This is a genomic window from Actinomyces ruminicola (genome assembly GCF_900103885.1).
Taxonomy (GTDB): domain Bacteria; phylum Actinomycetota; class Actinomycetes; order Actinomycetales; family Actinomycetaceae; genus Actinomyces; species Actinomyces ruminicola.
The window spans coordinates 148,840-161,804 of record NZ_FNIM01000002.1 but is presented as its reverse complement, the minus strand read 5'-3'; the positions used below and the strand labels follow the sequence as shown (position 1 = coordinate 161,804).

General features: G+C 71.3%; 12 protein-coding genes. 4 read left to right on the top strand and 8 right to left on the bottom strand.

Translation table 11 applies throughout. From position 1 onward, the window contains the following. Positions 1–25 precede the first annotated feature (25 nt). Positions 26–520: a Dps family protein gene (locus BLR49_RS04020; protein WP_092533805.1), complete on the bottom strand. Its 495-nt coding sequence runs from the start codon at positions 518–520 to the stop codon at positions 26–28. Positions 521–738: 218 nt separating this feature from the next. Then, positions 739–1,113 (bottom strand): thioredoxin, encoded by a 375-nt coding sequence (gene trxA, locus BLR49_RS04015; protein WP_092533803.1) that lies wholly within the window; start codon positions 1,111–1,113, stop codon positions 739–741. A gap of 255 nt (positions 1,114–1,368) precedes the next feature. On the opposite strand from trxA, the gene BLR49_RS04010 reads away from it, so the two are divergent. Next, positions 1,369–2,055, top strand: a complete 687-nt coding sequence (locus tag BLR49_RS04010; RefSeq protein ID WP_092533800.1) for a GNAT family N-acetyltransferase — start codon at positions 1,369–1,371, stop codon at positions 2,053–2,055. Positions 2,056–2,121: 66 nt separating this feature from the next. On the opposite strand, the gene BLR49_RS04005 is transcribed toward BLR49_RS04010, so the two are convergent. The 4 genes from BLR49_RS04005 to BLR49_RS03990 all read right to left on the bottom strand — a co-directional run bounded on the left by BLR49_RS04005 (position 2,122) and on the right by BLR49_RS03990 (position 6,572). Then, positions 2,122–3,261, bottom strand: a complete 1,140-nt coding sequence (locus BLR49_RS04005) for an aspartate-semialdehyde dehydrogenase (protein WP_092533797.1) — start codon at positions 3,259–3,261, stop codon at positions 2,122–2,124. After that, positions 3,258–4,862, bottom strand: coding sequence for an aspartate kinase (locus BLR49_RS04000; protein WP_092533794.1), 1,605 nt, complete (start codon positions 4,860–4,862; stop codon positions 3,258–3,260). The genes BLR49_RS04005 and BLR49_RS04000 overlap by 4 nt, the downstream gene beginning before the upstream one ends. A 377-nt stretch (positions 4,863–5,239) precedes the next feature. Then, a complete protein-coding gene (locus BLR49_RS03995) occupies positions 5,240–5,599 on the bottom strand; it encodes a hypothetical protein (RefSeq protein ID WP_092533791.1) in 360 nt (119 codons plus the stop codon). Positions 5,600–5,645: 46 nt separating this feature from the next. Further along, positions 5,646–6,572 carry an AAA family ATPase gene (locus tag BLR49_RS03990; RefSeq protein WP_092533788.1) on the bottom strand — a complete coding sequence of 309 codons (927 nt, stop codon included), beginning with the start codon at positions 6,570–6,572 and terminating at the stop codon, positions 5,646–5,648. Positions 6,573–6,625: 53 nt separating this feature from the next. On the opposite strand from BLR49_RS03990, the gene BLR49_RS03985 reads away from it, so the two are divergent. The 3 genes from BLR49_RS03985 (at position 6,626) to BLR49_RS03975 (ending at position 9,097) form a co-directional block, all read left to right on the top strand. Continuing rightward, positions 6,626–7,636 (top strand): ABC transporter ATP-binding protein, encoded by a 1,011-nt coding sequence (locus tag BLR49_RS03985; protein WP_092533786.1) that lies wholly within the window; start codon positions 6,626–6,628, stop codon positions 7,634–7,636. After that, positions 7,633–8,697 carry an ABC transporter permease gene (locus tag BLR49_RS03980; protein ID WP_092533783.1) on the top strand — a complete coding sequence of 355 codons (1,065 nt, stop codon included), beginning with the start codon at positions 7,633–7,635 and terminating at the stop codon, positions 8,695–8,697. The genes BLR49_RS03985 and BLR49_RS03980 overlap by 4 nt, the downstream gene beginning before the upstream one ends. Positions 8,698–8,821: 124 nt before the next feature. Further along, complete coding sequence (locus BLR49_RS03975) at positions 8,822–9,097, top strand: hypothetical protein (protein WP_092533780.1); 276 nt, start codon at positions 8,822–8,824, stop codon at positions 9,095–9,097. Between the two features lie 172 nt (positions 9,098–9,269). On the opposite strand, the gene recR is transcribed toward BLR49_RS03975, so the two are convergent. Further along, on the bottom strand, positions 9,270–9,884 hold the full coding sequence (gene recR / locus BLR49_RS03970) for a recombination mediator RecR (protein WP_092533777.1): 615 nt from the start codon (positions 9,882–9,884) through the stop codon (positions 9,270–9,272). A gap of 2 nt (positions 9,885–9,886) precedes the next feature. Next, a complete protein-coding gene (locus BLR49_RS03965; RefSeq protein ID WP_092533774.1) occupies positions 9,887–12,955 on the bottom strand; it encodes a DNA polymerase III subunit gamma and tau in 3,069 nt (1,022 codons plus the stop codon). Positions 12,956–12,965 lie beyond the last annotated feature (10 nt).

Here is a 12,965-nt window from a genome sequence, read left to right as displayed (position 1 = left end):
GGCGCGCGGGCCGCAGCGGCGCGGGTCAGCTCGCGGAGTAGTTCTGGGCCGAGAGGAACCAGCTCTGCTGCTCCAGGCGCTGGGTGTAGTCCTCCAGGATGCCGGAGGAGGAGGGGTCGGCCTCGTCGACGGCGTCGTGGATGTCGCGCAGGGTGGTCACGACGGCGTTGATGGCGGAGACGATGTAGTCGACCGCGTCGGCGGTGATGACGGCGGCCTCGGGCGCCTCGGGGACCGAGGTCTGGGAGGCGATGGTGCCGGGGCGGCCGTCGGGGAAGACGTTGATGGCGCGCATGCGCTCGGCGAGCTCGTCGGAGCCCTCGCGGGCGATGTCGACGACCTCGTCCAGGTTGAGGTGCAGGTCGCGGAAGTTCGGGCCCACCAGGTTCCAGTGGACCTGCTTGCCGACCAGGCTGAGGGCGGTGATGTCCACCAGCGCGCGCTGCAGGTCGGTGGCGAGGGTCTCGGAGGCGGTGAAGGTGGGGATGACGGCTGGGTTCTTGACGTGGTGATTGCTCATGGGGTCAACTTTACAATCCCTACAGTTCTGAAGGGTAGAGCTTATCGCTCATGAGGAAACCTGAACGGGGCCCGAGTGCCCGCAACCGCGAGACGGCGCCCGACGACGCCGCTCGGGGCGGCGTCGTCGGGCAGCAGGTCAGGCCGGGCCCAGGCGGTTTCAATCCGGCTGGGGCAGGAACCCCGTCACTGCGGGACCGCTCCGGGCGCGGGGCGCCGTCAGCTCTCGGCGGCGGCCTGCTCCTCGGCGATCTGGCGCTTGATCTCGTCCATGTCGAGCTCACGCACCTGGGTGATCAGCGATTCCAGGGCGGGGGCGGGCAGGGCGCCGGCCTCGCGGTAGACGAGCACGTCGTCGCGGAAGACCATCAGTGTGGGGATCGAGGAGATGCCCAGCGCTCCGGCGAGCTCCTGCTCGGCCTCGGTGTCGACCTTGGCGAAGGTGATGTCCGGGTTCTTCTCCGCGGCCTTCTCGAAGATCGGCGCGAAGCGCCGGCACGGGCCGCACCAGGATGCCCAGAAGTCGACGAGGGTGATGCCCTCGCCGCGGACGGTCTGGTTGAACTCTGCGCCGGTGATGTCTTTGGGGGCCATGAGGCTTCCTTCCCACTCGGATGACTGGCGGTGTTGCCCGCCGGCGCCTGGGACAACCGTCCTAGATGCCGAGGTATTCCGGCGGCGTGTCCCTCCCCCTCGCCGAGATCGGTAGAAGTTACGTGTCGAGATCGGTAGATGTGGCGGGCGCGCCCGACGACGTCGAAGACCCGGAGGCATCTCCCCGGCCCCGCCCAGGCCGCCCACCTACCGTCGCAGCGACGAACGCCGGTTCCGACGACGCCAGGAGGCACGATGTCCACGATCACTTACCGCCCCTATGAACCCCGGGACGCCGAGGGCGTGCTGGCGCTCATCAATGACGCCTTCCACGTGCGCAGCTACGCGCCGCGCCCCTACCTGGAGCGCTCCGCCGCCGACGTCTTGCTGGCCGACTGCCTGCTGGCCTCCAGCTACGCGCGGGTGGCGGTCGCCGACGACGGCCCCGGCGCCGTCGGCAAGGTCATGGGGGTAATCATGGGACGCGTGGAGGACGAGCCCCGGCTTCCGGGCCGGCCGGCGGCCTACGCCCGAAGGGCAGCGAGCATGGCGTGGCTGACGACGGCGGGGCTGCCGCAGTGGGAAACACTCAAGCAGTCCCTCGGTTTTAAGCGCCGCTACGCCCAGTTGCGCCAGGACGCGCTCGGCTCCGGCGAGGCCGCCCTGACCGATGAGATCACGCTCCTCGCCGTCCACGCGGCCTCCCGCGGGCACGGCGTCGGCAGTCACTTGTACGACGGCTTCATGGAGCATCTGCGCGCCCACGGCCGCACAGATTTCTTCCTGTACACCGACTCGATGTGCACCTACGAGTTCTACGAGCGCCGCGGCATGGTGCGCGTGGCCGCGCGGGAGCTGAAGCTGGACGTTCCGGGTCTGCCGGAGACGGTGGGTGTGTACCTGTACGCCGGCGAGGTCCCGGCACTCGCGCCCACCGTCTGAAGCGCGAGCACGGCGTTCCCGACGGCGCCCGTAGCCGCCACTTCTACCGATCTCGGCACGTAATTTCTACCGATCTCGGCGGAGTTCGGCGACGACCAGCTCGGCCAGCTGGACGGCGTTGAGGGCGGCGCCCTTGCGCAGGTTGTCGCCCACCGCGAACAGCGCGATGCCGTGGCCGTCATCCCAGGCCTGGTCGGCGCGCACGCGGCCCACGAAGGTGCCGTCGCGCCCGGCTGACTTAAGCGGGCTGGGCACCTCCTCGTAGGTGACGCCGGGGGCAGCGCGCAGCAGCTCGATGGCCCGGTCGGGGCTGAGCGGGCGCTCGAACTCGGCGCTCACGCTCACGCCGTGCCCGGAGAACACCGGAATGCGCACGCAGGTGCCGGATACGCGCAGGTCCGGGATCCCCAGGATCTTGCGGGACTCGTTGCGCAGCTTCTGCTCCTCGTCGGTCTCCCCGGAGCCGTCGCCGGCGTCGTTTCCGGCCCAGGCGACGGCGTTGAAGGCGATCGTGTCCACATACACGCCCGACGCGGGGAAGGTGACGGCACGCCCGTCGGTGGCGAGGCCCTCGATGTCCTGCCCCTGCTCGACGACGGTGCGCACCTGCCCGGCGAGCTCGGCCACCCCGGCGCGCCCGGAGCCGGAGACGGCCTGGTAGGTGGAGGCGACCAGGCGCCTGAGCCCGGCCTCGTTGTGCAGCGCCTTCAGGGCGGGCATGATCGCCATGGTGGTGCAGTTGGGGTTGGCGATAATGCCCTTGGGCCGGTCGGCCAGCGCCTCGGGGTTCACCTCGGCGACCACGAGCGGCACCTGCGGGTCCTTGCGCCAGGCGGAGGAGTTGTCCACCACGACGGCGCCGGCGGCGGCGAACCGGGGGGCGTACTCGCGCGAGGCGGCCCCGCCGGCGGAGAAGATGGCCACGTCGACGCCACTCAGGTCGGCGGCGGCCACGTCCTCCACCTCGATGCTCGCGCCCCGGAAGTCCACGCGGCTCCCGGCGGAGCGGGCGGAGGAGAACAGGCGCAGGCTGCGGGCGGGGAAGTCGCGCTGCTCCAGCATGGCGAGCATGACCCGGCCGACCTGGCCGGTGGCGCCGACGACGGCGAGGCTCACGCCGCCCTCGGGGCCTACGTAGTCGCTCGCGGCCCGCGGGGCCTGGCCGGCCCGGGAACCATCCGCGTTCTGAATGTTCTGGTTGCTCATCGTCCGGTACCTCCGTAGACGACCGCCTCGGTGGCCTCGGCGTCGAGGCCGAAGGCGGAGTGGACGGCGCGTACGGCCTCGTCCAGCACGGCGTCGTCCACCACCACCGAGATGCGGATCTCGGAGGTGGAGATCATGTCGATGTTGATTCCGGCCTCGCTCAGGGCGCCGAACAGCTTGGCGGACACGCCCGGGTGGGAGCGCATGCCCGCGCCCACCAGGGAGAGCTTGCCGATGTTGGGGTTGAAGTGCAGCGTCTTGAAGCCGAGCTCGTCCTGAGCGGCCTCCAGGGCGGCGCGCGCCTTGGCGGAGTCGCCGTCGGGGCAGGTGAAGGAGATATTGGTCAGGCCGGTGCCCTCGGCGGACACGTCCTGCACGATCATGTCGATGTTGGCGTCGGTGCGGGCCACGATCTCGAAGATGCGGGCGGCGGCGCCGGGGATGTCCGGCACGCCGACCAGGGTGATCTTGTCCTGGCTGCGGTCGTGGGCGATGCCGGAAATGACGGGGGCTTCCACGTGATCCTCCTGGGCGGACGGGTGGGGGCGGGCCTGGGCGCGGGCGTTGACGGCCCGGGTGTGGGCGGCGCCGACGGATACGACGTCGGGCGGTACCGCGCCCTCGGGGGCGACGACGCGGCCGGTGACGGCGTCCATGGCGGGCTCTGGGGTGGGTGTAGCAGAGGTGCCGGGCGCGGGGACGGCAGAGGACGCGGCGGGCGCAGCGGCCCCGGCAGGGGGTGCGGCATCGCGCGTGACGGGCTGCGGCGCGGCGGCGGCTGTCCGGGAGGGGACGGGCTCCGGCGTCGGGGAGGAGGGGACGTCGTCGTCGGCGCCGGGCAGCACGGGCGGGACGAAGGCGCCCTCGCGGCGGCCGTCGTAGATCCAAGTGCCGGTCTTGTCGGAGAAGGAGGAGCGCACGTGCAGGGGCACGCCGAAGCGGCGGGCGTACTCCACCGCGCGCAGGTGCAGGATCTTGGCACCATTAGCGGCCATCTCCAGGGTCTCCTCGCTGGAGATGGCCTCGATGCGGCGGGCGCTGGGGACGATGCGCGGGTCGGCGGTGAACAGGCCGTCGACGTCGGTGTAGATCTCGCAGACGTCGGCGTTCAGGGCGGCGGCAAGGGCGACGGCCGTGGTGTCGGAGCCGCCGCGGCCCAGGGTGGTGACGTCCTCGACCTCGTTGATGCCCTGGAAGCCGGCGACTACGGCGACCGCACCCATCTGGATGGCGCGGGCGATCCGCTCGGGGATGACGCCGACGATGCTGGCGCGCCCGTACTTGGAGTCGGTCAGCACGCCGGCCTGGGCGCCGGTGTAGGCGCGGGCGGGCACGCCCAGCTCGCCGATGGCCATGGCCAGCAGCGCCATGGAGATGCGCTCGCCTGCGGACAGGAGGATGTCCATCTCGCGGGCGGGGGGCTGGGCGGAGATGGCGCCGGCCATGTCGAGTAGGTCGTCGGTGGTGTCGCCCATGGCGGAGACGACCACCACCACGGTGTTGCCCGCCTTGCGAGTGGCGACGACGCGCCTGGCGACGCGGCGAATCGCCTCTACGTCGCTGACGGATGAGCCTCCGTATTTCTGCACGACCAGTGCCATGTGGGGGTTCCTGCCGTTGTGCTGCCGGTACCGTGTGCGCCGCCACCGAGCCGGCGGGTGGCCCCGCATGACGGGGGCGTCCCGGCGTCTGCGGCGTGGCGTCGGGAGCAAGCATACGGCCAGCGTGTTACGGCGGCTTACGCAGGCCGGTGGGTGGGCGGCCCCGATGGGAGGTCAACCGGGCCCACACTGTCGCAAACGGTTACAAACGAGCCCGAGGCGCTGGCCCACGACTCAGGAAACGTTGGAATCATGCGGTTGCAAAAACCCAACGGGGCACTGAATCCGGCGTTTGTCACCATTTCGGACACCGCTGGCCATCGAACGCCCTGCTCTAAGCCCTCCTCGTCGACCCGCCAGCACGAAGGCGAGCCCTACTACGTCTGCCGATGAGCCTGACGTCCTTCCTCGCTCCATCTCACGCTCCAGGGAACAGTCGGCGGGTCCTCCCGTCCCGTGATCACGCGGACCTTTCCGTTGACGACGCGGCGGAGGAACCTGCGGAACGCCTGCCGGTAGTTCGCCATCGCTTGCTGTGCAGCGGCTCGCTGACCCCTACTCGCATGCGGCTGTGCGCCGGGCAGGTCGATACGTAGCACTACATGCAGCTGCTGTGCCTTCACCGCCTTCCGGCATGCCTCCCGCTCAGTGTGCTTGTTGCGGGTCCCTGCGTGCAGGCCCGCGAGCGTGTCCATGACCTTCTCGATCACCACGGCGACCAGGTCCTCGGGCACCATCGCCCCCTGGTGGGCGTGGTCCTTCGCTTCAATTAGCCACAGATAGTCACCGGTGGAGGTAGCGGGTGGACTGCTCGAGCTCGGCGTCGAGGGCCGTGATGACGGGCAGGTCGTCAAGGTCATCGGCCTGCGTCACGGTCACCGGATCGTCGTTGGCGCGGTCGAGCCCGAAGCAGCGGATGTCCGCGGCCTCATCCTCATCGAGCATCTGGAGTTCGCGCAGAAGGAAGAGGCTGTGTGTGGCGAGGAGGACCTGGACCCCGCGACGGGCGAGCCCGGCAATAAGCGGGGCGAGGAGCCGAATGGAGGCCGGGTTTAGGTTGGCCTCGGGCTCATCCCAAAAGCGATACCCCTGATCCTTGAGAACTCCGTTGGCTAGGAGCACCTGGATCATGCCGAGCTTGCGGTGCCCCTCGGACACCAGCGGCGCCTCAAGCTGAGCACCCGAATCACCCTCGGCGTCGGGACGAAGAACGAAGCGCTCGTCCCTTACCTCGAAGCGCCCGCCGACGATGCCGTCGATGACGTCCTCGATCTCCGTCTCGGAGCGGTCCTTGAGGCGGGGGCGGTAGAGCAGCGTCGCCAGGTCGTTCCAGGTCTCATCGAAGGGGACCTCGTAGGTGGCGAAGAGCGAGCGCAGACCGTGGGCGACCGAGAGGATCTCGTGTGCGGGAATGAAGACCGGGAAGTCGCGGGGGCGGCGGAAGCCGACGTCGATGAAGACATAGCCGTCACCGGGCATATCGTCGTCCGAGAACACGTAGACGAGATCGCTTTCGTCGTCCAGCGTGAGGCCAAGACGCGTCGGACGTTGCCCATGCGTGGTGAGAGAACTGATCGAGTCCACGTTGAAGACGCCGCGCAGCTTGTCAGGGAGGTCCCCTGGCCAACTATCGGCGCCCGCCCCACGCCGTACCGGGTTCGACTTCTCCGAGGCCACCGCCGTCATGGCGTACAGCAGCTTGAGGAGCATCTACTTGCCGGGAAAGCCCGCCGCCCCATGACGTAGCCGTTACATTAAGTCCCATGAGCATTGAGGCGACCCAGGTCACACGCTTCTTCGGGTCGGCGCCGGCCGTGCAGCGGCTGAGCCTATCCGCGCCCGCCGGCGCCATCACCGGCCTGGTCGGCCCCAACGGGGCGGGCAAGACCACCCTGCTGCTCATGCTGGCGGCACTGCTGCGCCCCGATACGGGCACGATCAAGGTAGCGGGCCTGGACCCGGTCACCCAGCCGCGTCAGGTGCACCAGGCGGTGGGCTGGATGCCGGACGCCTTCGGCACCTGGGACTCGCTTACCTGCACGGAGATTCTGCTGACCTTCGCCGCCGCCCAGGGGCTCGACGACGTAACCGCCCGCGAGCGCACCGCCGACATGCTCGCCCTGGTGCATCTGGAGGACATGGCCCGCACCCCGGCACGGGTGCTCTCGCGCGGACAGAAGCAGCGCCTGGGCCTGGCGCGAGCACTCGTCCATTCCCCGCAGGTGCTGCTACTCGACGAACCCGCGGCCGGAATGGACCCCCGCTCGCGCGCCGATCTGCGCGGTATTCTGCGGGACCTGGCCGGCCAGGGGGCGACGGTGCTGGTCTCCAGCCACGTGCTGGGCGAGTTGGAGGAGATGGTCGACGGCGTCGTCTTCATGTCCCGCGGGCGTGCGGTTGTGCCGCCCGACGCCGGCCCCGCCAACGACGCCGCTACGGCCTCAGGCCAGGACGCAGGCGATTCTGTCGCGGACTCCGGCGCGGGAACTGCGGCGGCCGGCGGCGTGGTGCCGGTGCGCCCGACGCCGCTGCACACCACCTGGCGAATGCGGGCCCTGAGCCCCGAGCGGCTGGCCTCGTGGGTGCGCGCGGGAGCGCCGCCGGGCGCCGTCGTCGATCCCGACGGTTCCGCGCATTTGGAAGTGCCCGACGACGCCGCTGCGGCACGCATACTGCGGCTGGCCGTTGAGGACGGAGTCGAGGTGGTGTCCTTCGCTCCGGTGACCGGTGCGCTGGAAGCGGCGTATCTCGCAATGGAGGAGGAGCGGGCATGAGTCTGCGGGGAGTTCGCACCGTGATGGTGTTGGAGTTGCGGCAGCGAGTGCGGTCGACCCGCTGGTGGGTGATGCTGCTGGTGTGGGCGCTGGTGCTCGTGGTGCTGTTCGTGGGCATGACGGGGCTGTCCGTCTCCGCGGGCATGGAGCGTGAGGAGTTCGCGCCGGTCCTGTACGACGTGGTGCTGTGCTTCGTGCTCGGGATCGGGCTGGTAGTGGCACCCACGCTGTCGGCCACCTCCATCAACGGGGACCGCGCCGACGCGACCCTGGCGCTGTTGCAGGCGACGGCGTTGCGCAGTTGGGACATCGCCGTCGGGAAGCTGCTGGCGGCGTGGGTGGCGGCCATGGCCTTCCTGGCGGTGGCGCTGCCGTTCCTGCTGATTCTGGCGGCGGTGGGCGGGGCGACTCTGCCGGCGCTGCTGGGCCACCTGCTACTGCTGGTGGTGACGCTGGGATCGGTGTGCGGCATCGGCCTGGGCTTCTCCGCGTTGACGGCGCGCGCCTCGGCGTCGGCGGTGCTGACTTACCTGGTGGTGGCGGCGCTGACGGTCGGTACGCCGCTCGCTCTGGCGATCGCCACTCCCCTGGTGCAGGAGCAACGGGAACGGATCACTTACAGCATCGACTATGACGCCTCCACGGAGGACAAGCTGGTGTGCCGTGAGGATCCCTACAGATACCACACCACGGTCACTCACGCCGAGCGGATCTGGTGGATGCTCATTCCCAATCCATTCGTGGCACTGGGAGACCTCTCCGCCCGCGCGCCGCAGGACCACTATGACTCCGAGAGCTTGCTGGAGGGGCTCGGCCGCGGAGTCGACGAGATGCGCGACCCGCAGTCCTCAGAACCAACGGTCATTAACCACTGCGACGTGCAAACCGAATCCGTCAACGACGACGGGTACTCCCACGACTGGTCGCGCGCCGACCACGTGGCGTTCTGGCCGGCTAGCGCGGCGCTGCTGTTGCTGCTCGGCGCGGGCGGCGCCTGGGCCGCGGCCCGCCGACTGCGGGTCCCGGCGGGTCCGCTCCCCCGCGGTATCCGGTTGGCCTGAACCGCCGACGAGCATGCGGCACTTGTGTGGTCCGAATGGATGACGCCCGCCATCACGAATACCAGTATGTTGCACAACATGGACGCGAGCATGTTTCGCCCGCTGGACCGCGGCCTACCTGCTGATGTCGGTGATCGCCTTCGGCCTGGCCGGGCTGCTGCGCTCCGCGATCGCGGCCCTAGGAATCCTGATCACCGTGCCCATCATCGTCGGCACCGGCATCCTGCAATGGCCCCAGGTCCTGCGGCTCCTCCCCGACCAGGCCGCCCTCAGCCTGCTCGGAGCCCCCGGCTACGACGTCACCGCCCTGCCGCCCGCGGCCGCCGCGCTTGTACTCGCCACCTGGGCGGGTCTGTGCCTCGCGGCTTACGCCCTCGCCCTCATCCGCCGCGACACGTAGCACACACGCGCCCCACGGGCCCCGCATTGTCGCAAATGGTCACAAACGCCCGATTCGGCCGCCCAGCCCGATTACGAAACCGCATGATTCCAACGATCCGTGAGCAGTCATTCGGTGTCAAAAACTCGTTTGTGACCGTTTCCGACAATGCTGCTCCATCCTGGCTCCCCGCTCAGCCCTCCTCGTCGATCCGCCGGCGCCCCTCGAAGGCGCGCCCGAGCGTGACCTCATCGGCGTACTCCAGGTCGCTGCCCACAGGCAGGCCGGAGGCCAGCCGCGAGACGGGCACGGCCATGGTGCGCAGCATGCGGGTCAGGTAGGCGGCGGTCGCCTCTCCGACCACGTCGGGGTCGGTGGCGAGAATGACCTCCTCCACCTCGCCGTCCCCCACCCGGGTGAACAGCTCGCGGATGCGCAGGTCGTCCGGACCGACCCCGTTGATCGGGTCGATGGCGCCGCCGAGCACGTGGTACAGGCCCCGGTACTCGCGGGTGCGTTCAATCGCGACCACGTCCTTGGGCTCCTCCACCACGCAGATGACCCGCCGGTCGCGCCGTGGGTCGCGGCAGACGGTGCACTGCTCGGACTCGGCCACGTTCCCGCAGGTCTGGCAGAACCGCACGCGGGACTTCACGGCACGCAGCGCCTCCACCAGGCGCTCCACGCTGTCGGCGTCCGCCGACAGGATGTGGAAGGCAAGCCGCTGAGCGGACTTAGGGCCGATTCCGGGTAGTTCGCCGAACTGGTCGACGAGGTCCTGAAGTGCGCCTTCGTAGGCAGCGGGCAAGGTCAGTGTCCTTCCTGGGTCACGGTGACTTCCTCCAGGACGGTGGCGCCCAGGATGCGTTTGACGACCTCAAGGCCGACAACTCCGGCCTCCTCAGCATCCTCGTCATCCTCGCTGGGCAGGTCGTCCTCAAGGGCGGGACGTGCGGGCGCGGCCGGCGCATCTCCGTCGTGATGGTGGCGGCCGCCGCGGGCCGCCGCCCGGGCGGCCGCCTGCGCAGCGGCCAGGCGACCGAATCCGGGCCGTGGCCCGTCGTCTGCCGGCCCATCCGGGTCGCCCGGCTCCTCGGGCAGAGGCACGCCATCGGAGAAGGTCTGCTCCGGCCCGTCCCAGGCCACCGGTGCCAGACGGTGCGGCCGGGCGCCCTCCGGGGCATCCGACGGCACCGGATCGGGGGATCCCGCCGACATGCCGCCTGCCGCTCCGGGGGTATGAGCCGACTCGACGGCGCCGGGCGATTCCACCGCGGGCGGCGACGCCGACGACGGCTTGGGCATCTCCGGCAGCGGACGCAGACGGTGCACGGTGGCCAGTGGGGCCCCCTCGGGGTCGATATCGCCGCCGGGTGCGGATGCGGGCTCAGGCGCGGGGTCCGGGCCGGATGTGGTGCCAGGGACGGCCTCGGTCGCCGGCGGATAGGCAGCGGCATCCACGGGTGCGGCGGTGTGCGCCGCGGGCCCGAAGCCGGTTTCAGGCTCCGATGCGGAATCCGCGCTGGATGCGCCGTCGGCGTCGGGCGCGGGCTCGTCCGCCTCGACCGGGACGGGGCCGGCTGCCGCTGGGCTCACCGAACCGGCCGGGAACGCGCCGCCGGATGCGGCCGGGTCGGCTTCCGCGAGCGTAGACGGCGGCCTGGCGTGTGGGCTCTCCGGACCCGCATCGGTGGCGGAGCCAGCCGACGGGTACTGCTCGGGGGACGTCGGGGCAACGGACGAGTCGGGACGGGCGGAGTCGTCCGGTGCGGGGCTCGGAGCACTTGCGGCGGCCGCGGCCTGCTCCCTGGCGGCGTGGCGGGCACCGGGGACGGCGACCTCCCCCCAGCCGTCGTCGCCGACGGGAGCCGGGGCTGCCGGGACCGACGCGGACCCGCCCGCAGCGCCAACACCGTGCTGCGCGCCACCGGAGGCGCGCACGCCGCCGTTGCCGGAGCCCGGCCCGGGATCGCCACCGCGGTTTCCGGCCGGGGCGTGCATTGCCGCGTCCGCACCGCGGGGATTCGCGGCTGAGCCGGGCCGCGCGCCGAAGTCGTCGGCGGCGCCGGGCGTGCCTGGACGGCCACCGCCCGGTCCGCCGGAGCCTCCACGCGGGCCTGCGGCCCCACCGGGACCACCGCCCGGGCCGGCGAGCACGGCGTGGACTTCCAGGTTCAGCCCCAGTGCCTGGTGGATGGCCTGAGCCAGCACGGGGCCATGGCCTCCGTTCTCGAAGGCGTTGACCAGCCCCTGCCCGGTGAAGATGACCTGGAAGACGCCGTCCGTGATGCCGCCGGGCTGGGAGTTGGGCCCCACCAGCGCCCAGGTTGCCCGCCGCGAGCGCTTGGCGGCGTCGAGCACCTCCTCCCAGCGGGCGCGGATCATCTCGGCGTCGGCCGCGCCCGCGGGTGCGGCCGGACCGGCCTGCCCCGCGTCGATCGGGCCGGACGGGTGGGACGGCGCTCCTCCCGGTACGGCGGGATCCGGCCGACCCGGAGGGGTGGTGGATGCGCCCCGCGGGTGCCGCCCGGCGGTCGCGGCCTGCGACGCGGAAGACGTGTCGGGGTCCGACTCCCACGGGGTCGGCGCCGGGGGCCGCTGCGGGGCGGCGCCCGGCTCCGGCGCCGGGCGCCGCTGTGCAGCACCGGCGGGCGCCTGACTCGAGGCCGATCGCTGCGGCACCGAGGCGGAGCCGCGAGCTGCGTCCGGACGCCCTGACGCGGCGGTGGGCGCGGTAGCAGGCGCGGCGGGCTGCGGCGTCGGCGTGGCGGCGGATGCGCCTGCGGGTAGGAGCAGGCGGGCCATTAGCAGCTCCAGCTGCAGCCGCGGGGAGGTGGCACCCACCATCTGGTCCAGGGCCTGGGCGGTCACGTCGGCCGCCCGGGACAGCCCGGCCGCCCCGATCGTGCGCGCCTGCACCTCCATGCGGGCCAGCTCGTCGGCGGGCAGGGAGCCCAGCGCCGGGCCGGCCTCGCTGCCCGCCAGGGCGATCACCAGCAGGTCGCGCAGCCGCTGCAGCAGATCCTCGACGAAGCGCCGGGGGTCGTGGCCGGAGGTGACCACGCGGTCCACCACCCGGAACACGCCGGCGCCGTCGGCCGCGGCCACCGCGTCCACGCAGGAGTCCAGCAGGGTGGTGTCCGTGTAGCCGAGCAGGGCGACGGCGCGCCGGTAGTCGACCTCGCCGGCGACGGCGCCGCCGATCAGCTGGTCCATGACTGACAGGGTGTCGCGCACGCTGCCGCCGCCGGCGCGCACCACCAGCGGGAACACGCCCGGCCCGACGCCGATGCCCTCCGCCCGGCACAGGTGCCCCAGGTAGTCCTCCAGGATGTCCGGCGGCACCAGCCGGAAGGGGTAGTGGTGGGTGCGGGAGCGGATGGTGCCGATGACCTTGTCCGGCTCGGTGGTGGCGAAGATGAACTTAACGTGCTCGGGCGGCTCCTCGACCAGCTTGAGCAGGGCGTTGAAGCCCTGCGGGGTGACCATGTGGGCCTCGTCGAGGATGAAGACCTTGTAGCGGTCGCGCGCGGGGGCGAAGGAGGCGCGCTCGCGCAGGTCGCGGGCGTCGTCGACGCCGTTGTGGCTGGCGGCGTCGATCTCGACGACGTCGAGCGACCCCGGACCGCCGGTGGCCAGGTCCCGGCAGGAGGGGCACACCCCGCAGGGGGTGTCGGTGGGGAACTGCTCGCAGTTCAGGCAGCGGGCCAGGATGCGGGCGGAGGTGGTCTTACCGCAGCCGCGCGGGCCGGAGAACAGGTAGGCGTGGGTGACGCGGTCGGCACTCAGGGCCGCCATGAGCGGAGCGGTGACGTGCTCCTGCCCGATGACGTCCTGGAAGGTGTCGGGCCGGTAGCGGCGGTAGAGGGCGGTGGTCACAACCCGACTC